This window comes from Mucilaginibacter phyllosphaerae (genome assembly GCF_004378255.1).
Taxonomy (GTDB): Bacteria; Bacteroidota; Bacteroidia; order Sphingobacteriales; family Sphingobacteriaceae; genus Mucilaginibacter; species Mucilaginibacter phyllosphaerae.
Genome location: NZ_SNQG01000001.1, coordinates 548,595 through 568,849, shown reverse-complemented (window position 1 = coordinate 568,849; position 20,255 = coordinate 548,595). Strand labels below are relative to the sequence as shown.

The 20,255-nt window shown below is 47.4% G+C and carries 20 protein-coding genes; 18 read left to right on the top strand and 2 right to left on the bottom strand.

Annotated elements, in window-relative coordinates; all coding sequences use genetic code 11:
• Positions 1 to 54 precede the first annotated feature (54 nt).
• The 16 genes from E2R65_RS02200 to E2R65_RS02125 all read left to right on the top strand — a co-directional run bounded on the left by E2R65_RS02200 (position 55) and on the right by E2R65_RS02125 (position 17,206).
• Positions 55 to 621, top strand: coding sequence for a gluconate 2-dehydrogenase subunit 3 family protein (locus E2R65_RS02200; protein ID WP_134334836.1), 567 nt, complete (start codon positions 55 to 57; stop codon positions 619 to 621).
• Positions 621 to 2,330 carry a GMC oxidoreductase gene (locus tag E2R65_RS02195; RefSeq protein WP_134334835.1) on the top strand — a complete coding sequence of 570 codons (1,710 nt, stop codon included), beginning with the start codon at positions 621 to 623 and terminating at the stop codon, positions 2,328 to 2,330. The genes E2R65_RS02200 and E2R65_RS02195 overlap by 1 nt, the downstream gene beginning before the upstream one ends.
• A gap of 155 nt (positions 2,331 to 2,485) precedes the next feature.
• Positions 2,486 to 4,165, top strand: coding sequence for a GMC oxidoreductase (locus tag E2R65_RS02190; RefSeq protein ID WP_134334834.1), 1,680 nt, complete (start codon positions 2,486 to 2,488; stop codon positions 4,163 to 4,165).
• 22 nt (positions 4,166 to 4,187) lie between these two features.
• Positions 4,188 to 5,609 (top strand): Gfo/Idh/MocA family protein, encoded by a 1,422-nt coding sequence (locus tag E2R65_RS02185; protein ID WP_134334833.1) that lies wholly within the window; start codon positions 4,188 to 4,190, stop codon positions 5,607 to 5,609.
• A gap of 33 nt (positions 5,610 to 5,642) precedes the next feature.
• Positions 5,643 to 6,215 (top strand): gluconate 2-dehydrogenase subunit 3 family protein, encoded by a 573-nt coding sequence (locus tag E2R65_RS02180; protein ID WP_134334832.1) that lies wholly within the window; start codon positions 5,643 to 5,645, stop codon positions 6,213 to 6,215.
• A 136-nt stretch (positions 6,216 to 6,351) separates the two neighbouring features.
• Entirely contained in the window at positions 6,352 to 7,521 is a 1,170-nt protein-coding gene (locus tag E2R65_RS02175; protein WP_204986266.1) for a Gfo/Idh/MocA family protein, read from the top strand.
• Between the two features lie 2 nt (positions 7,522 to 7,523).
• Positions 7,524 to 8,576: a sugar phosphate isomerase/epimerase family protein gene (locus E2R65_RS02170; protein WP_134334831.1), complete on the top strand. Its 1,053-nt coding sequence runs from the start codon at positions 7,524 to 7,526 to the stop codon at positions 8,574 to 8,576.
• 38 nt (positions 8,577 to 8,614) lie between these two features.
• Positions 8,615 to 9,061 (top strand): c-type cytochrome, encoded by a 447-nt coding sequence (locus E2R65_RS19800; protein ID WP_134334830.1) that lies wholly within the window; start codon positions 8,615 to 8,617, stop codon positions 9,059 to 9,061.
• A gap of 42 nt (positions 9,062 to 9,103) precedes the next feature.
• On the top strand, positions 9,104 to 10,357 hold the full coding sequence (locus E2R65_RS02160) for a nucleoside permease (RefSeq protein WP_134334829.1): 1,254 nt from the start codon (positions 9,104 to 9,106) through the stop codon (positions 10,355 to 10,357).
• A 4-nt stretch (positions 10,358 to 10,361) separates the two neighbouring features.
• The gene (locus E2R65_RS02155; protein WP_134334828.1) at positions 10,362 to 11,246 is read left to right on the top strand and encodes a hydroxypyruvate isomerase family protein; all 885 of its coding nucleotides are present in this window, start codon (positions 10,362 to 10,364) and stop codon (positions 11,244 to 11,246) included.
• A 56-nt stretch (positions 11,247 to 11,302) separates the two neighbouring features.
• The gene (locus tag E2R65_RS02150; protein WP_134334827.1) at positions 11,303 to 12,178 is read left to right on the top strand and encodes a sugar phosphate isomerase/epimerase family protein; all 876 of its coding nucleotides are present in this window, start codon (positions 11,303 to 11,305) and stop codon (positions 12,176 to 12,178) included.
• Positions 12,179 to 12,202: 24 nt separating this feature from the next.
• On the top strand, positions 12,203 to 12,976 hold the full coding sequence (locus E2R65_RS02145) for a 3-keto-disaccharide hydrolase (RefSeq protein WP_134334826.1): 774 nt from the start codon (positions 12,203 to 12,205) through the stop codon (positions 12,974 to 12,976).
• Positions 12,977 to 13,093: 117 nt separating this feature from the next.
• Positions 13,094 to 13,882, top strand: coding sequence for an NIPSNAP family protein (locus tag E2R65_RS02140; RefSeq protein ID WP_134334825.1), 789 nt, complete (start codon positions 13,094 to 13,096; stop codon positions 13,880 to 13,882).
• 8 nt (positions 13,883 to 13,890) lie between these two features.
• Positions 13,891 to 15,342, top strand: a complete 1,452-nt coding sequence (locus E2R65_RS02135) for a phytoene desaturase family protein (RefSeq protein WP_134334824.1) — start codon at positions 13,891 to 13,893, stop codon at positions 15,340 to 15,342.
• Between the two features lie 20 nt (positions 15,343 to 15,362).
• Complete coding sequence (locus tag E2R65_RS02130; protein WP_134334823.1) at positions 15,363 to 16,598, top strand: glycoside hydrolase family 88 protein; 1,236 nt, start codon at positions 15,363 to 15,365, stop codon at positions 16,596 to 16,598.
• A gap of 8 nt (positions 16,599 to 16,606) precedes the next feature.
• Positions 16,607 to 17,206 carry a TMEM175 family protein gene (locus E2R65_RS02125; protein ID WP_134334822.1) on the top strand — a complete coding sequence of 200 codons (600 nt, stop codon included), beginning with the start codon at positions 16,607 to 16,609 and terminating at the stop codon, positions 17,204 to 17,206.
• Here the strand turns inward: E2R65_RS02125 and E2R65_RS02120 are convergent.
• Complete coding sequence (locus E2R65_RS02120; RefSeq protein ID WP_134334821.1) at positions 17,199 to 17,846, bottom strand: YceH family protein; 648 nt, start codon at positions 17,844 to 17,846, stop codon at positions 17,199 to 17,201. The two genes, E2R65_RS02125 and E2R65_RS02120, sit on opposite strands and share 8 nt — an antisense overlap.
• A 63-nt stretch (positions 17,847 to 17,909) precedes the next feature.
• Between E2R65_RS02120 and E2R65_RS02115 the strand changes: the two genes are divergently transcribed.
• The gene (locus E2R65_RS02115) at positions 17,910 to 18,716 is read left to right on the top strand and encodes an SDR family oxidoreductase (RefSeq protein WP_134334820.1); all 807 of its coding nucleotides are present in this window, start codon (positions 17,910 to 17,912) and stop codon (positions 18,714 to 18,716) included.
• Positions 18,717 to 18,759: 43 nt separating this feature from the next.
• Positions 18,760 to 19,149 carry a hypothetical protein gene (locus tag E2R65_RS02110; protein ID WP_204986265.1) on the top strand — a complete coding sequence of 130 codons (390 nt, stop codon included), beginning with the start codon at positions 18,760 to 18,762 and terminating at the stop codon, positions 19,147 to 19,149.
• Between the two features lie 366 nt (positions 19,150 to 19,515).
• Here the strand turns inward: E2R65_RS02110 and E2R65_RS02105 are convergent, their stop codons facing one another.
• On the bottom strand, positions 19,516 to 20,253 hold the full coding sequence (locus E2R65_RS02105) for a 3-keto-disaccharide hydrolase (protein WP_134334819.1): 738 nt from the start codon (positions 20,251 to 20,253) through the stop codon (positions 19,516 to 19,518).
• Between the last annotated feature and the right edge of the window lie 2 nt (positions 20,254 to 20,255).

The following is a 20,255-nucleotide window of genomic DNA, read 5'->3' as shown; positions in this document are numbered from 1 at the left end:
AAACCCTACCTTACGTCCTCATAATGTATTTTATACACTATAACCAATAATATATTGAACTTAAATATCAACCGGCGTGCGGCTATCCGCAACATGGCCCTTATTTTAGGCAGCGCGGCAGTTTTGCCATCTTGCCTAAATGATAAAGGGAAACCAGTTGTACAGCTAAAAAAGCTTAAGATAGATGCCGCACAGGAAACCCTGGTGAACAACCTTACAGAAACCATTTTGCCCAAAACAGATACCCCCGGCGCGGCAGAATTAGGGATCAACCTGTTTGTTTTTAAAATGATAGACGACTGCTACGGCCAGGAAGCACAGCAGGATTTTATAACAGGTTTAGGTGATTTTGCCGATGCCGCTAAAAAAGCCCTGGGTAAATCATTTAACGATGGCAGCGCCAAAGAACGTGCTGCCTTTGTAGCCACGGTAGATCAGAACAGTATGAACGACAAGTATAAGGACGATACCAAGCTTACCGCTTTTTATAAAATGGTGAAAGACCAAACCGTGTTTGGCTACACCACATCCAAATATTTTATGACGAAGCAGGTAGTGTATGAATTGGTGCCCGGGCGGTATAATGCATACTTCCCTGTTAAAAAAACTGCAGCAGTATAATGGCAAATTTAAATATCGATAGTGTAAAGGACCGTACGTTTGATGCCATTGTGATAGGATCTGGCATGAGTGGCGGCTGGGCTGCAAAGGAGTTTACCGATAAAGGCCTTAAAACCCTGGTTTTAGAGCGCGGGCGCGATGTAAAGCACTTAAAAGATTACCCAACTACCAATTTATACCCCTGGGAGTTTCCGCATCATGGCGTAATACCCGATGCGGTGCAGAAGGCAAACCCCATTGTGAACCGCTGCTATGCCTTTGGCGAAGATGCCGCGCACTTTTTTGTGAAGGATGCCGAGCACCCCTACGTGCAGGAAAAACCTTTCGATTGGATCCGCGGGTACCAAACGGGGGGCAAATCCCTGTTATGGGCGCGCCAAACCCAGCGCTGGAGCGATTTTGACTTTGAAGGACCTGCCCGGGATGGTTTCGCGGTAGACTGGCCCATCCGGTATGCAGATATTGCACCCTGGTACAGTTATGTAGAAAAATTTGCAGGCATCTCCGGCAACCGGGATGGTATTGCCGAACTGCCCGACGGTGAATTTTTACCGGCCTTCCCCTTAAATGCGGTAGAAACCTATTTTAGCAATCACGTTAAAAAAACCTATAAAAACAGGCATGTTATCAGCGCGCGTTGTGCGCACCTGTCCAAACCCAACCAGATCCATTTAGACCAGGGCAGGGGCCAGTGCCAGGAGCGTACGCTTTGCCAGCGCGGCTGCCCCTTTGGCGGCTACTTCAGCGCCAACTCATCTACCATACCCTGGGCGCTGCGCTCGGGCCATTGCACGTTAAGGCCGCACTCGGTTGTCGAATCTATCATCTATGATGATAAAAAAGGCAGGGCAACCGGCGTAAGGGTGATAGATGCCAACACCAAAGAGGCGATAGAATACTATGCCGACGTTATTTTTGTGAATGCAGCGGCCCTAAACAGCAATCTGATATTGCTTAACTCAAAATCAAACCGTTTCCCGGATGGGTTGGGTAATGATAGCGGTACGCTGGGTAAATATGTGGCCTTTCATAATTATTCGGCCCATATCAATGCCGATTATGACGGCGCAAAGGAATGGACAACCGATGGACGCAACCCGGCAGGCGGGGGGTATATCCCGCGTTTCCGCAACGTTTATAAACAGGAAACCAACTTTTTACGCGGATACGCAGCAGGCTTTAGTGCATACCGTTCGGGGCAGCGCAGCAGCGACGGTATCGGGCAGCAATTAAAAGATAACCTGGTTAAGAAAGATCTGGGCGGCTGGCAGGTGGGCTCGCACATGATGGGCGAAACCATCCCTAAAAAAGAAAGCTACGTTGCCCTGGATAAATCACTTAAAGACCCCTGGGGCATCCCTCAGCTCAGGATCTCGGTTGATTATGACGATAACGATGCGAAGATGAAGCAGGACTACATCGAACAGATGACCGAAATGTTCACGTCTGCAGGTTTTACCAATATCAAAGTATCCAGCGACCACAGGGCGCCCGGGCTTGATATTCACGAAATGGGCGGCGTGCGTATGGGGAAAGATCCCAAAACATCTATGCTGGATAAATGGCACCGCCTGCACGCCTGCAAAAACGTTTACGTTACCGACGGGGCGAGCATGACATCTACCAGCTGCCAAAACCCATCGCTTACCTACATGGCCTTTACCGCCCGCGCGGTAGACCATTACTTAAGCGAGAAGAAAAAGGGGTAGCCCCTTAAAGGGAGTTTTAAGCTTCTATTCCTTCTTCAGGGGGTAACAGGGGTGATTGTGTAAAAAAAACACAATGAAAAGATTTGTAAAATAATTTTTATTCATACATTAGACGGAACAACCAATTACGTAATAATACTTAACGCTATACTTTTATGTCTACAAACACTTATGACGCTATAGTCATTGGTTCAGGGATTTCGGGCGGCTGGGCTGCTAAAGAACTGACCGAGAAGGGCTTAAAAACCATTATGTTGGAGCGCGGTAAAAATATCGAGCACATCAAAGATTATGTGAACGCCAATAAGGGCCCGTGGGAATTTGAACACAGGGGCGGCCGCACGCAAAAAATGATCGACGATTACCCGGTTTTAAAACGCGATTACCCTTTAAATGAAACCAACCTTGATTACTGGACCAACGAAAAGGAAAGCCCTTACACCGAAATTAAACGTTTCGACTGGTTTAGGGGTTACCACGTAGGTGGCCGTTCGTTAATGTGGGGCAGGCAATCTTACCGCTGGCACGATACCGATTTTGAAGCCAATGCTAAAGATGGCATAGCTGTAGACTGGCCTATCCGGTATAAGGATCTGCACGACTGGTATGGTTATGCAGAAAAGTTTGCCGGTATCTCTGGTAACCGCGATGGGGTACCTATCCTGCCGGATGGCGATTTTATGCCGCCAATGGAGATGAACGTGGTAGAAAAAGATGTACAAAAACGTTATAAAGAATTTTATAAGGATGCCAGGCATTTTATTATTGGCCGTACCGCCAATATTACCGTGCCGCATAACAACCGTACCAATTGCCAGTACCGTAACAAGTGCTGGTTAGGCTGTCCGTTTGGTGCCTATTTCAGTACGCAGTCGGCCACGTTGCCTGCCGCCATGAAAACCGGCAACCTAACGCTTCGCCCGTGGTCTATCGTTACCAAGATCCTTTACGATAAAAACACCAAAAAGGCAAAAGGGGTAGAGGTTTTGGATGCCGAAACCAACAAAACCTATGAGTATTATGCTAAAATAGTTTTTGTTAATGCATCGGCCTTAAACAGCGCCTGGGTGTTAATGAATTCGGCCACCGATGTATGGGAAGGCGGCCTGGGCAGCAGCAGCGGCGAGCTTGGCCACAACCTGATGGACCACCACTTAGGTGTTGGCGCCGGCGGCCGTATAGAAGGCTTTGAAGATAAATACACCTTTGGCCGCAGGGCAAACGGTATTTACATACCGCGTTACCGTAACTTAAACGGCGAAAAACGCGATTACATCCGTGGGTTTGGATACCAGGGTGGCGGCAGCCGCGCAGGCTGGAGCCGCGATATTGCCGAGCTGAACATAGGCGGTGATTTTAAAGATGCTTTAACAGAACCAGGATCATGGGGTTTTGGTATGGGCGGTTTCGGCGAAACATTGCCTTACCACGAGAACAAGATCAGCCTGGATAAAAATAAAAAGGATAAGTGGGGATTACCCATCCTGGCCATTGATGCAGAGTGTAAGGATAACGAGCGCAAGATGCGTATCGATATGATGAACGATGCCAAAGAAATGCTGGAGAACGCAGGCGTTAAGGATGTACAAACCTACACCTCAGAGCCGGTATTGGGCCGTGGTATCCACGAAATGGGTACGGCGCGTATGGGCCGCGATCCAAAAACATCTGTACTGAACGGCAACAACCAGGTTTGGGATGCCAAAAACGTATTTGTTACAGATGGTGCAGCCATGACATCGGCTGCCTGCCAAAACCCATCGCTTACCTACATGGCGCTTACAGCACGTGCGGCTAACTTTGCGGTACAGGAATTGAAAAAAGGTAATATTTAACAGTATTGAAATTGTAATTACAATGACTGAAGAACAAGAAACCTCGAACACCAGCCCCTCAAGGCGTAATTTTATCAAGTCGGGCGCTTTGGCTGCCGCAGGCTTTATGATCTTACCGCGGCATGTACTGGGCGGCAAAGGCTTTATAGCACCAAGCGATATGCTTAATGTTGCAGGCATAGGCGCCGGCGGCAAAGGGCAAAGCGATATTGCAAACTTTGCCAAAAGCGGCAAGGCCAACATTGCCTTTCTGTGTGATGTTGACGACCGCCGCGCGGCAAACTCGGTAAAAGCTTTCCCGAAGGCGAAGTTTTATAAAGACTGGCGCGAGATGCTGGATAAGGAAGGAAAAAGCATTGATGCGGTTTCTGTTTCCACGCCGGACCATACCCACTTTGTTGCCACCATGGCAGCCATGCAAATGGGCAAGCACGTTTATGTGCAAAAGCCCTTAACGCACGATATCTGGGAAGCGCGCGAGCTTACTGCCGCAGCAAAAAAATACAAAGTAGTAACACAAATGGGCAACCAGGGTGCATCTAACGATGGTACCCGCCAGTTGGCCGAATGGTATAACGCCGGCCTTATTGGCGATGTGCATACCGTTTACGCCTGGACAAACCGCCCCGTTTGGCCGCAGGGTATTCAATGGCCAGCTACCAAGGCCGAGATCCCTAAAGAACTGGACTGGAACCTTTGGCTGGGTACTGCGCCCTTTAAAGATTATGTAAATAAACTGGTGCCGTTTAACTGGCGCGGATGGTGGGATTACGGTACCGGCGCTTTAGGCGATATGGGCTGCCACCTGGTAGAGGCGCCCTTCCGTGTGCTGGGCTTACAGTATGTTAAAGATGTGCAGGCAAGTGTGGGCACCGTATATGTAGATGAATTTAAACGCGGCCGTTTCCCCGAAAGCTGCCCGCCATCAAGCCATATTACGCTTACCTTCCCTAAAACCGGCAAAACCAAAGGCGATATTACTGTACACTGGATGGACGGCGGCATACAGCCCGAGCGCCCCGAGGAGCTGGGCCCCGACGAGAAATTCGGCGACGATGGCAACGGTACCCTCTTCATCGGTACAAAAGGTAAAATGATGGCCAGCACTTACAGCGAATCGCCGTTATTGCTGCCAACATCACGAACCAAAGAAGTTAATGTTAAAAAGACCCTGGCGCGGGTTAAGGACCAGGCCAACGGCCACTACAAACAGTGGGTAGAAGCCTGCCTGGCGGGTTACGGTAAAATGGAAGTAAGCTCTCCGTTTGAAACCGCAGGCCCGTTAACCGAGGCTTTATTAATGGCAAACCTTGCCGTGCGCGGCCATGATATTGAGCGTAAAGGCCCCGAAGGCGTTAAACTGCTTTGGGATAACAACGCCATGAAGGTGACCAACTTTGACGAGGTGAACCAGTTTGTTAAACGCGAATACAGAAAATATTAATCACTAATTCATTCCATCATAATTCAAAATAAAATGAATAGAAGAGACGCAATAAGCAGGGTAGGTTTGATACTGGGAGGAACGGTAATAGGAGCCGAGTTCTTTATATCAGGCTGTAAATCTGGCAGCTCGGTAAATACCGATGACCTGTTTGCTAAAGAAACCACCGCCTTTTTAAACGAAGTGGGCGAAACCATCTTACCGGAAACCAAAACCCCCGGCGCTAAGGCAGCAAACGTTGGCGGCTTTATGGCCATCATGGTGCGCGATTGCTACACCGCCGATGACCAGAAGATCTTTAAAAAGGGTGTGGGCCAGTTAGATGAGGCAACCAACAAAAAGTTTAAAAAGAACTTTATGGAAGCCGACGCCAAACAGCGTACCGAGATCCTGACAGATCTGGATAAGGAAGCAAAAGAGTATTCTAAAACAAAGAAACCCGAGGACCCTAACCATTACTTCACGATGATCAAACAATTAACCCTGCTGGGTTTCTTTACATCAGAAGTTGGCGCTACAAAAGCGCTGCGCTATTTACCTGTACCGGGTAAATATGATGGTAACTACCCTTACAAAAAAGGCGACAGGGCCTGGGCACTTTCATAGAACATTATAAATAAGCCCTTTCCGCAACCCGCGGAAGGGCTTTACTTTTAAATCTAAATTTTATACTTTTAAAACCTCTGCGCTTAGTGCGCGGGGATCCGGTAGTTACCGGATTTTAAAAGTTTATCTACATATTATGAGTAACAGAAAATTGCGCATGGGCATGATTGGCGGCGGCAAGGATGCATTTATAGGTGCCATCCACCGTATTGCGGCCAACATGGACGGCCAGATAGAGCTGGTTTGCGGTGCCTTAAGTATGCACCCGGATGTAGCACAGGAAAGCGGACGCATGCTTTACCTTCCTGAAGACAGGATTTACAACACCTACGATGAAATGTTTAAAGCCGAGGCCCAAAAGCTGGCTGATGAACGTATGGACTTTGTAACCATTGTTACGCCAAACTTTGCCCACTTTGCCCCGGCAATGCAGGCCTTAGAGAATGGTTTTAACGTAGTGGTAGAAAAACCCGTAACCTTTACGCTTGAAGAAGCACAGCAGCTAAAAGCCAAGGTAGAAGAAACCGGCCTGATGCTGCTGCTTACCCATACTTATGCGGGTTACCCCATGATAAAGGAGGCCAGGCAGCTGGTAAAAAGCGGCAAACTGGGTAAGGTCAGAAAGATCTATGTAGAATATATACAGGGCTGGTTAAGCCGCCTGTCCGAGCGGGAGGGCAATGCACAGGCATCCTGGCGTACGGATCCTAAAAAATCGGGCAAAAGCGGTTGTATGGGCGATATCGGCACACACGCTGCGCACCTGGCCGAATATGTATCGGGCTTAAAAATTACCGAGCTTAACGCATCGCTCAACATCGTGGTTGACGGCCGCATGCTGGATGATGACGGCGCCGTGCTGTTACGCTTTGAAGAAGGCGCTACCGGTACGCTGATGGCATCGCAGATTGCAGCCGGCGAAGAGAACGCACTCAAAATTCGTGTTTATGGCGAGAACGGCAGCCTGGAATGGCAGCAGATGGAGCCAAATACCCTAACCATAAAATGGCTGGATAAACCGGCCGAAACCCTGAGGGCAGGCAGTAACTACACCGATAGATTGTCCAGCTACGCTACCCATAACTGCCGCACACCGGGAGGGCACCCCGAGGGTTACCTGGAAGCCTTTGGCAACCTGTACCGCAATTTTGCACTGGCACTTAGCGCTAAAATAGAAGGCAAGGAAGCAAAACCCGAATGGCTTGATTTTCCGTCGATCGATGATGGCATCCGGGGCATGGCTTTTATAAATAATGTTGTGGCATCAAACGCCAGCAACGAAAAATGGACAAAATATACCATCTAAACATGAATACCATTAAAGGACCGGCCATATTTTTAGCCCAGTTTATTGGTGACGAAGCGCCATTCAACGATCTGAGGTCTATTTGCCAATGGGCGGCAGGCCTGGGTTATAAGGGTGTGCAGCTGCCAACCAATGATCTGCGCTTTATCGACCTGCAAAAGGCAGCCGATAGCAAAACCTATGCCGACGAGATAAAAGGGATTGTGAACGAGGCCGGTTTAGAAATTACCGAACTATCTACCCACTTGCAGGGGCAGCTGGTAGCCGTAAACCCCGCTTATGATAGCCTGTTTGATGCCTTTGCACCCGTACAGGTTAAAAACAACCCCGCCGAAAGGCAAAAATGGGCGGTATCGCAGTTAAACGCAGCTGCCAAAGCATCGCAAAACCTGGGGCTAAATGCGCACGTTACTTTTAGCGGTGCGCTGATATGGGGCATGGTTTACCCATGGCCGCAGCGCCCCGCGGGCCTGGTTGATGCTGCCTTTGACGAACTGGCCAAGCGCTGGAAACCTATTTTGAACGTATTTGACGAGCACGGCATCGACCTTTGTTACGAGATCCATCCCGGCGAAGACCTGCACGACGGGGTTAGCTACGAGCGGTTTTTAAGCAAAGTTAACAACCATAAGCGCGCCAACCTGTTATATGATCCGTCGCACTTTGTATTACAGGCGATGGATTACCTGGAATACATCGATATTTACCACGAACGCATTAAAATGTTCCACGTAAAGGATGCCGAGTTTAACCCTACCGGCAGGCAGGGGGTTTACGGCGGCTATGCCGACTGGATCGATCGCGCAGGCCGTTTCCGCTCGCTGGGCGACGGGCAGGTAGATTTTAAAGCCATCTTTAGCAAACTTACCCAATACGATTTTAAGGGCTGGGCAGTGCTGGAATGGGAGTGTGCTTTAAAAAATTCAGAAGATGGCGCCCGCGAAGGTGCACAATTCATTAAAGACCATATCATCAGGGTTACAGGCCGTGCCTTTGATGATTTTGCAGCATCGGGCAGCGATGATGCCTTCAACAGATCACTAATAGGACTATAAATAACAACAATAATAAAACGCTCTAAAACACAACGCTCATGAAAAAGATATTCGTAATATTAGCTATAAGTTTAGCAATGGCAGCCTGCGGCGGCGCCGATAAATCACAACCGGCCGGCGGCAGCGAAGCCGACAGCGCAAAGTCGGCAGATCAGAATGCCGTTGCTCATAATTCAGATGCAGCGCAGGATACTGCCGTAAATAACATTGGTACCACCAAAGCTGCCGGCACACCAGATAACAAAGGCGAAGCCCTGATGGCTGCCAGCGATTGCAATACCTGCCATAACGCACAAAGCAAGGTAATTGGCCCTGCGCTGGTTGATATTGCTAAAAAATACAAAGAATCGGACATTGATATGCTGGCCGAAAAAGTAATTAAAGGCGGCAGCGGCAACTGGGGCACCGTAGGTATGACCGCACACCCCGACCTGCCCGTTGCTGATGCAAAAGAAATGGTAAAATATATTTTAACCGTAAAATAACAACCAAGCCAACCAATTAACCAAAACCAATTATTTATAAATATGACCGTAACAACACGCGTTAAGTTATCTACCATGATGTTCCTGGAGTTTTTTATCTGGGGGGCATGGTTTGTAACCATGGGGACGTATCTTACCAAAACACTAAGCGCAACCGGCGTACAAAACGGTAACGCTTACGCAACACAATCCTGGGGGGCTATTATTGCACCGTTCATTATCGGGCTAATTGCCGACAGGTTTTTTTCGGCACAAAAAGTATTAGGTATTTTACATTTAACCGGCGCGGCGTTGCTGTACTATATTACAACGGTACCTAATTTCGAGGGATTTTTCCCTATCATATTTGCTTACATGATTGTGTATATGCCTACACTTGCGTTGGTAAACTCGGTTTCATTTAAACAAATGGCAAACCCAAGTAAAGAGTTTCCGCCAATCAGGGTATTTGGTACTTTAGGATGGATCATTGCGGGTTTGGTAATCGGCTGGTTAGGCTGGGAGCAAAGTAATTCGTTGGTATTAACCTTTAAAATGGCGGCAATTGCATCGTTAATTTTGGGTTTATTAAGCTTTACTCTACCGGCTACCCCTCCAGCAAAAAAAGGACAGAAAACAAATCTGGGCGATATATTAGGTTTAGATTCATTAGGCCTATTAAAAAACAGATCATACCTTACCTTTTTTCTGGCGTCTGTTGCTATCTGTATTCCCCTTGCATTTTATTATAACTTTACTAATCCGTTTTTAAACGAGGTTGGTATGAAGGCTGCAGCGGGTGTTCAGTCGTTAGGCCAGGTATCCGAATTTTTGTTTATGGCGCTGATGCCGTTGTTTTTTGTGCGCCTGGGCGTTAAAAAAATGCTGGCAGTAGGCATGCTTGCCTGGGTATTAAGGTACATCTTTTTTGCCTACGGCGATACCGGTGCAAACTACTGGATGCTGATAGCCGGTATTGTGATGCATGGTATTTGTTACGATTTCTTCTTTGTAACCGGCCAGATCTATACCGATAACCTTGCCGGTGAAAAATTTAAAAGCGCGGCACAGGGCTTTATCACTTTAGCAACATATGGTGTAGGGATGCTTATCGGCTCGTACATATCAGGCCCTATTGTAGATAAGTTTAAGGTGTCAGAAACATCCCACAACTGGACAAGTGTTTGGTTAATACCTGCAGCCATAGCAGCATTTGTGTTTTTAGTATTTATCATATTTTTTAAAGATACCAATCAAATTCAAACCAAACCGGGCCTGGATATTGAAGAACCGGGAACAGGGAGGGTAGAAGTTTAATTACATGGCAAACACAAACAGAAGATCGGCTATTAAAAGTTTGCTTGCAGGTTCTGCGGCAATTGGCGCATCGGGGATGCTGTCCTCCTTCAAATCCGAAGAAAAAGAACAAATGAGCGATAAACTCAAAGGGAACATCAACCACGCGGTATGCCGCTGGTGCTACGGCGATATATCGGTAGAGAACCTGTGCAGGGCTGCCAAAGAGATAGGGATTACGGGGATAGACCTGGTTGGCCCGCAGGATTGGCCTACCCTTAAAAAATACGGGCTTACCTCATCTATGTGCAACGGCGCCGAAATAAACCTTACAGATGGTTTCGGCGATACCCGCTTTCATGAGCAGCTGCATAAGCAGTACGCGGATATGATCCCTAAAGTGGCTAAGGCAGGTTATAAAAACCTCATTTGCTTTAGCGGGAGCCGCCGCGGTAAAACCGATGAAGAGGGATGGAAAAACTGCGTGGAGGGTTTAAAGCCAATGGTAAAACTGGCCGAGCAGCACAATGTTGTTTTGGTGATGGAATTACTAAACAGCAAAATAGACCATAAAGATTACCAGTGCGACCACACTGCATGGGGCGCCGAGCTTTGCAAAAGGCTGGGATCAGAAAATTTTAAGCTGCTTTACGATATCTACCACATGCAGATAGATGAAGGCGACGTGATCCGCACTATCCGCGAGTTTCACCCTTATATTGCGCATTACCACACCGGTGGCGTACCGGGCCGCAACGAGATAGACGAAACCCAGGAGCTTTACTACCCGGCCATTATGCGCGCCGTGATAGAAGTAGGGCATAAAGGCTTTGTAGCGCAGGAGTTTATCCCGAAGCAAAAAGATAAGCTGGCATCGCTGCGCAAAGCGGTACATATTTGCGATGTTTAAACTATTGGCCCGGCAATGGGTCTATACCAATACATACATCAACCAATAAAAAATAAATGACAAGCAGAAGAACATTTTTAACACAGGCGGGCCTGGTATCCGCAGGTATGATGCTGGCACCGCAATTGCTTTCGGCAAAAAGTGTAAACGGCATAGGGTTACAATTATACAGCTTACGCGATGAACTGCCTAAGGATGTTAAAGGCGTTATAGCAAAAGTGGCCAAAGCCGGTTACAAAGAGGTAGAAACCTACGGCTACTCTAAACAAAACGGTTTTTGGGGCTTAAGTGCAAAAGAGTTTAGCGCCCTGCTAAAGGCAAACGGCTTAAAAACCCCCAGCGGCCATTACGGTATGGACGAGTACTTTACCAGCGGCAGTATGGATGCCTTTAACAGCTATATCGAGGCTGCAAAAATTATTGGCCAAACTTACATTGTGGTACCATCTTTAAACCACGACCTGATCAAAACCGCAGCCGATTTTAGATCCATTGCCGATAAACTGAATAAAGCTGCCGCCATCTGCAAAACGCATGGCTTAAAGCTGGGTTACCACAACCACAATTTTGAATGGCACGAGGTAGAAGGCACCACCTTTTACGATACCATTCTTAAATATACCGACCCTAAACTGGTAGCCATGGAAATGGACCTGTACTGGGTATTGCGTGCCGGTAAAAACCCGGTAGAGATCTTTAAAAAACACCCCGGCCGTTTTGCGATGGTGCATATTAAGGATATGGATAAGTTAAACCATGATCTGAATACCGAGATAGGTACCGGCGCTATCGACTTTAAAAACATACTGGGCCAGGCCAGGCTGGCAGGCATTAAGCACTACATTGTAGAGCAGGAGAACTTTACCAATATAGATCCTTATAAAAGCATTGCCAAAAGCAGCGCCTACCTTAAAACCAAACTGTACTTATAATTAAGCCAACCAATTAAACCAAAAATGAAACATAAATTAATTTTAACCGCTTTGCTATCCGGAGGCTTTTATATGGCAAATGCACAGCAAACCGGCAAACCGGAAGATACCGAAAAGTGGGAGCCTGTACCGGCAGTGGTAACGGCAGCAAAAACGGCAGGCGATGCCCCGTCTGATGCGGTGGTTTTGTTTGACGGCAAAACCGGCCTGAGCGAATGGAAGGATGTAACCAGCGGCGGCGATGCAAAATGGACCGTAAAGGGCGATGCATTTACGGTGAACAAAGCATCGGGTAATATCGAAACTAAAAAATCTTTTGGCAGCTACCAGTTGCATATTGAATGGAAAGTGCCGGCAAACATTACAGGTACCGGCCAGGCGCGCGGCAACAGCGGCATTTTCCTGGCATCTATAGGTAAAGGTGATCTGGGTTACGAATTGCAGGTTTTAGATTCATACAATAATAAAACCTACGTTAACGGTATGGCGGGCAGTATCTACAAACAATTTATCCCCTTGGCTAACCCAACCAGGCCACCGGGCACATGGAATGTTTATGACGTGATCTGGACAGCCCCAACGTTTGACGGCGATAAAGTAAAAACCCCGGCGCGTGTAACCGTTTTGTTTAACGGCGTACTGGTAGAGAATAACGTAGAACTGTTAGGCCCTACCCAGTATATCGGCACAGCGGCTTACCGCATGGCGCATGGCCCTGCACCTATTAAACTGCAGGCGCATGGCGATAAAAGCGAACCGATCAGTTTCCGTAACATTTGGGTTAGGGAATTGAAATAATATAAAATACGTGTACTAAAAGTCTGCCCGGGTGGCAGGCTTTTTTTGTTTGTAGTTTTGTTAAAGCAAATTATTACAGTTATTTAAATTTTTTTTTTTTCGATAAATTAGTTGGGTATGCCATTCTATAAAAAGTTTATTTACAGCATAACATTAACGCTTGCTATCTGGTGCTTTGGCTTAGTAACAAAAGCACAATCTGCAGATAGTTATTACTATCAAATTAAGGTCTATCATTATAAAACCCAAAAGCAGGAGGGCTTGATAGACGATTATCTTAAAAAAACGTATCTGCCTTTTTTACATCAAAATAATATTTTTAACATAGGGGTATTTAAGCCTGTTACTGCAGATACCGCCGACAGAAAGATCTACGTATTTACGGCCTATAAGAAATGGGATGACGTGCAAATAATAGATGAGCGGGTTAAAAAGCTAAACAATACTGCAAAAAGCAGCGCAGATTATGTAAATGCGGCTTATAACGATGCGCCTTACACCCGGGTAGAAAGTACCTTGCTTAAGGCTTTTGTAACCCGGCTAAAACCTGTTTTACCTAAACTAAGCGGCGACAGGGCAAAACGTGTATATGAATTGCGCAGTTATGAAAGTGCCACCGAACAGCTGCACTACAATAAAGTGCGCATGTTTAACAGCGGCGAAACCGACCTGTTTGACAGGCTGGGCTTTAACCCGGTATTTTATGGCAGCGTTATTGCTGGTGACAGGATGCCCAACCTGATGTACCTGACCACATTTAACGATAAGGCAGACAGGGATAAACATTGGGATGCTTTTGGTAATGATGCACAATGGAAAGACTTATCTGGCCGTAAGGAGTTTCAGCATAATGTATCCAAAGGGGATATTATATTTTTATATCCTACAGATTATTCGGATTTCTAATACATATTATGGCTCTTGATAAGCGCGATTTTGATGCAATAATTGTAGGCTCGGGCCCAAACGGGCTGGCTGCGGCCATATTAATGCAGCAAAATGGCCTCGATGTACTAATCATAGAAGGTAAAGGCGAAATTGGCGGCGGCCTGCGCTCGGCCGAATTAACGTTGCCAGGTTTTAAACACGATATCTGCTCGGCTATTCATCCTTTGGCCGCGGCTTCGCCGTTTTTGAAAACCCTGCCGCTGGCCGATCATGGCCTGAAATATATTTACCCAGATGTTGATGCCGCGCACCCCTTAGAGCATGCCCACACAGCTATGTTGTGCCGCAGTATTGATGAAACAGCCCAATACCTGGGTGCCGATGAGCAAGCCTACCGCAGCCTGATGCAGTCGGTTACTAAAAACTGGCCTTTGATAGCTGCCGATGTATTGGGCCCGCTGCATTTTCCAAGGCATCCGCTGGCATTGGCAAGCTTTGGATTGGATGCCATAAAACCGGCAACCATGCTGGCCGGCCGGTTTAAAACCAAGCAGGCAAAGGCCTTAATAGCCGGTATGGCGGCGCATGCCATGCAGCCCATAACCAATGTAGCTACATCGGCCATAGCGCTGGTGCTGATGGCCGCCGGGCATTTGCAGGGCTGGCCTATACCCAGGGGCGGCTCTGATCAGATCGCTCATGCCCTGGCGGGGTATTTCCGGCACTTAGGCGGCAAGATCCAAACAGATAATTATATCACATCGTTAGCGCAGCTACCATCGGCACATGCAGTTTTATTTGATGTGACACCCAAACAATTATTACAGATTGCGGGGCATAAATTCTCATCGGTTTATAAATGGCAGCTGGAACGTTATCGTTATGGCATGGGCGTTTACAAAGTAGACTGGGCCTTAAGCGAACAGATCCCCTTTACAGATGCGGCCTGCCGAAAAGCAGGGACCGTGCATTTGGGTAACACGCTCAACGAGATCCGTGATGCCGAGCAGCAAACCTGGAATGGCAGGCATCCCGATAAACCTTATGTATTGCTTGCCCAGCAAAGCCTGTACGACCCTACCCGCGCCCCGGAAGGGAAACACACTGCCTGGGCTTATTGCCATGTGCCCAACGGCTCTAAAAAGAACATGACCGAGAATATCGAGAAACAGATTGAGCGTTATGCACCGGGTTTTAAGGATGTGATTTTAGCGAAGCATACCATGGATACCGGGCAGATGGAAGAATATAACCCCAACTACATCGGCGGCGATATTAACGGCGGGGTGATCGATATCGGGCAGTTATTTACCCGGCCGGTGCTGCGCTATTCGCCTTATCAAACATCGCATAAGGGTTTGTATATTTGTTCGTCGTCAACGCCGCCGGGGGGCGGTGTGCATGGGATGTGCGGTTATTATGCGGCAAAAAAAGCTTTGAAAGATATTTTTAATATTTCGGTGGATAGCCTGAGTTAACCCCGGTAAATTTGATCTGAATGAACCTGAAGCCTCTTATCTGTGCTGCTTTATTGCTGATAACAATAGCCTTGCCCGGCATCGCGCAGCAAAAAAATAAATTTAAGCTACAGCCTGCCTTGCTGGCCATTATCAATAAAAACATGGCAGATGCCGGTGCACAGTACAAAATGTTTGCAGGTGAATTAAAGGCTGATGAGTTCCCCAAAACATTTTATCCGGCAACGGGTAAGCTCGAAACCAGTAACTCTGGATGGTGGTGCAGCGGTTTTTACCCGGGCACCTTATTAAATATTTACCAGGAAACCCGCGATAAGGCATTGATGCAGGAGGCCGCACGCATGCTTAAGCTACTGGCTAAAGAGCAGTATAACACCCATACGCATGATTTGGGCTTTATGATGTATTGCAGCTTTGGCACGGCTAACCGGTTGGCGCCATTGGCAGCATACAGGGCGGTGTTGCTAAACAGCGCCAAATCGCTGGCTACGCGTTTTAACCCAACAACCGGTACCATCAGGTCATGGGATTCCAAACCGTCAGATTATCTGGTGATCATCGATAATATGATGAACCTGGAATTGCTTTTTTGGGCTACCAAAGCAACCGGCGACTTCAGCTATTATAAAATTGCAGTTACACATGCCGATAATACGATCAAAAACCATTACCGCCCGGATCACAGTTCATACCACGTGGTGAATTACAACCCCGAAACCGGCGCTGTGCAGCAGCAGAAAACCGCACAGGGCTTTGCAGATTCATCGGCATGGGCAAGGGGGCAGGCCTGGGGGCTTTATGGCTTTACGGTAATGTACCGCGAAACGGGGGATAAAAAGTATTTAAACCAGGCCAATAACATTGCCGGATTTATATTGAACAACCCTAACCTGCCCGCCGATAAAATACCCTACTGGGATTTTAATGCACCCAATATTCCGGATGCGCCTCGTGATGCATCCGCAGCGGCTATTATAGCCTCGGCATTGTTAGAACTTTGCACGTATGCAGATAAGGCTCAAGCACAAACTTATTTTAATACGGCAGCAAGCATTTTAAAAACGCTGTCATCGCCGCAATATAAATCGGCCCCCGGTACAAACGGCGGGTTTTTGTTAAAGCACAGCGTGGGGCATTTCCCGGCAGGTACAGAGGTAGACGTACCGCTTACCTATGCCGACTACTATTTTGTAGAAGCCATGAAACGCTATAAGGCATTGCAGGCAAATAAGGAGCCGGCCATTAAAAATAATTAACATACACAATGGGTAAAGGACGTTTAGAAGCTTTTAGCGACGGGGTTTTGGCAATCATCATCACCATAATGGTGCTGGAACTTAAGGTGCCGCATGATGCCGGCTGGGAGGCCCTGCGCCACCTGGGGCCGGTGTTTTTAAGCTATGTGCTTAGTTTTATTTATGTAGGGATCTACTGGAACAATCATCACCATATGATGCATGCGGCCAAATCTGTAAACGGCGCCATTTTATGGGCTAATTTATTCCTGCTGTTTTGGTTATCATTGGTGCCTTTTGTTACCGCATGGATGGGCGAGAACCACTTTGCCCGGCTCCCGGTAATTTGTTACGGGGTGATACTGATTATGAGTTCGATAGCTTACTGGATCCTGGCGCAAACGCTTATTAAGCACCACGGCGAGCATTCTGTATTAGCAAGGGCCGTGGGTAGTGATACCAAGGGTAAAATATCTACCGGTATTTATGCTGCGGCCATTGCCGTTGCCTTTGTGTATTCATGGGTGGCTTTTGCCCTGTATGCCGTTGTAGCCTTGATGTGGCTTGTGCCCGATAAGCGCATAGAACGTATATTAGGGGAGGGCAGCGAGGGCCGGCACCTTAGCTAAGTTCTTTCATCAGCTTATCAAAGGCTTCTTTCAGTTCGGCCAGTTCGGTTTCTACTTTGCTCAGTCGCTCTTCCAGCTCAGATGTATGGGCACGGCGGGTGGGCTCGTCCTGTGTGTCGTCTTCTACAATGGTGCCGCCCAGCAGGTGCCGGTAGCGTACTTCTTTTTGGCCGGGGCGTTTAGGCAGCTGAGTTACAAACGGTGTTTCATCGGTAGCCAGTTTCTCCAGCATAGCATGTACTTCATCCAGGTCGTCAAATTCATACAACCTGCCCGAGTTAGTGTTGATCTCGCCCGGCGTTTGCGGCCCGCGTAATAGCAGTAAACATATCACCGCCACCTCTGCCGGTACCACCGGGAACACGATGCCAAAGTTGTGCTTATATTTGGTAGCCCTGCTGCTGCCGCCGGTAGCGGTAGATATTAACCCTTTACGTTTCAAGGTATCCAAAGCCAGCATTACGGTATTCTCATCGTATTCTACCACGGGTTTACGGGCTGTTTTCTGATTGCAGGCGGCAGTAAGTCCGTTAAGCGTCATGGGGTAATAATCGGGTGTGGTTTTGCTTTTTTCCATCAGCGAACCCAGCACACGTAGCTCGGTATCCGTTAAAACAGGTAAAGTTTGAGGCGTATCCATGCACAAATATAACATTGGTTTTTGTTTTAGCGTTTGGTTAGTGCTCCTTATCTTCGCCTTTGTATGACGGTTAGTATTTTAGGTTGCGGATGGTTTGGACTGGCGCTGGCAAAAACGCTGGTTGCCGGCGGTATAAAAGTAAATGGTTCTACCACCTCACCAAATAAACTGGATACCCTTCAGGCAGAAGGTGTCAATCCGTTCCTAATAGATTTATCAACGGATAATGCTAATTACGCCCCCGCTTTTTTCAATTGCGATGTGTTGGTTATTGCTATTCCTCCCAAAAGCCGGTCGGGAGCAGGGGCGGAATATGTGCCCAAGTTACGAAACGCGGTTACGGCTATTATAGGGCACGGCGTTACAAAAGTAGTGCTCATAAGTTCTACCGGGGTTTATGCTGATCGGAATAAAGAGTTAACCGAAAATGATGATACTGCGTCTGATACGCCATCAGCGATAATACTGGCACAGGCCGAAGAACTTTTCAGGCAGCAAACCGCCTTTAAAACAACCATCATCCGTTTTGGCGGATTGATTGGCCCGGGCCGCGAGCCCGGCAGATTTTTTGCCGGTAAAAAGGACATCCCCAACGGATTGGCCTCTGTAAACATGATTCACCAGGATGATTGTGTAAGCCTAACCCGCGCTGTGCTTCACCAGGATGCATTCGGTTATACCTTAAACGCTTGTACACCGCACCACCCGCCAAAAGCTGAATTTTACACCTTGGCTGCTGTCAAAGCCGGGCTGCCGGAACCACAATTTTTGCCTGAATTAAAGGAGTGGAAGATGATAAGCAGCGTAAATATCCCCGAAGTTTTAGCTTATGAATACCGGATAAAAAATTGGTACGATTGGCTGAAATAGCCCTTGTGTACAGCTAACTTTTTTTTATTATTTTAGCAGTACCATGTCACAATACAGTATTCCCATAAAATACCGCAGGATGGAAAACCTGCATATCGTTTTCTGGCTTTTTAAAGATATTGGCTGGTGCCTGTTCTGGAAACCCCTCGGCCTGGTAATGATCATCCCTACACTGGCAATTTCTGTAATGATAGCTTACCGTACCCGCGAGATGGTATCAGAACTTTGCCACAACCTGGCCATTACCTTTTGGATAAGTGCCAACTCCTACTGGATGATCAGCGAGTTTATGGGCTACGATACCTTGCATGTTTATGGGCCTGTTACGTATAAACATCTGGCCATTATTCCGTTTATGATGGGGGTGTTTTGCCTTGTTTATTACTATGTCATCTGGCAGCCCAAAAACCCCAATGCCATAGAAACGATGTAGGTTTGCAGCATGCCATTACAGGCAGGCATGGTTATGTTGAGTTTGTCGAACCATTAACCCGCTTGCTAAGTCTTCGACAAGCTCAGACTGACATTCAGGAGTGTGTACTGGTGAGCCTGTCTAACTATTAACCGAGCGTACAAGTCTTCGACAGGTTCAGACTGACATAATGCAGATGTCATGGTGAGCCTGTCGAACCATTAGGCTAGCGTACAAGTCTTCGACAAAGCTCAGACTGACATTAAGGAGTGTGTCCTGGTGAGCCTGTCGAACCATTAACCGAGCGTACAAGTCTTCGACAAGCTCAGACTGACATAGTGTTTTAGCTTGTCATGGTGAGCCTTTCGAACCATTAGCCCGATCATCCTATAGCTTTTTTATTTCAACCTTTTTAAACCATACATCCGCGCCGTGGTCTTGCAGGGCAATGCGGCCTTTTTTGTAGGTACCAAAACCGGGGAATTCTTTAAACTTACTGCCCGCTATCAGCTTTTTCCAGTTAGCGTCCCATAGGGTGGTTTTTAATACCACTTCGTGGTTTACCAGTATCGTAAGCTGGCCTTTGTTGGCAATCACTTCGGTTTTATTCCACGAACCGGCTTTGTTAACGATCTCCTTATCTATCGACATCAGGTCGTACAAATCGCCCGCGCGATGTTTAATTAGTTTACCATCCTCGTTCTCTTTATTATCTGCAATTTGTGTTTCGGGGCCGGTTTGCCATGGGTATTTATACTGGGTGGTATCCTCATGCACGTAAAACATAATACCGCTGTTACCGGCACGAGAGATCTTCCACTCCACTTTCAGGTCGAAGTTTTCGTATTCTTCATCAGTAACAATATCGCCGCCGCCTGCGCTTTGCCAATCGGCTTTTTTAGATGCATCCAGGTGCAGTTCGCCATCCTTTAAATGCCATGCAGCACCTACCGGGCCTTTACCGTAGGTATGCCATCCGGCCATGGTGCTATCGGCCAAAAGATTTATCCACTCGCCTTTTTTTGCCGATGCGGCAGAGGCGCTATCCTGGTAGTTTGCCGGCCTTTTGCCTTTGCAGGCGCTTATTGCGATAGCTGCCAGTAGTATTAAACTAATTTTTTTCATGC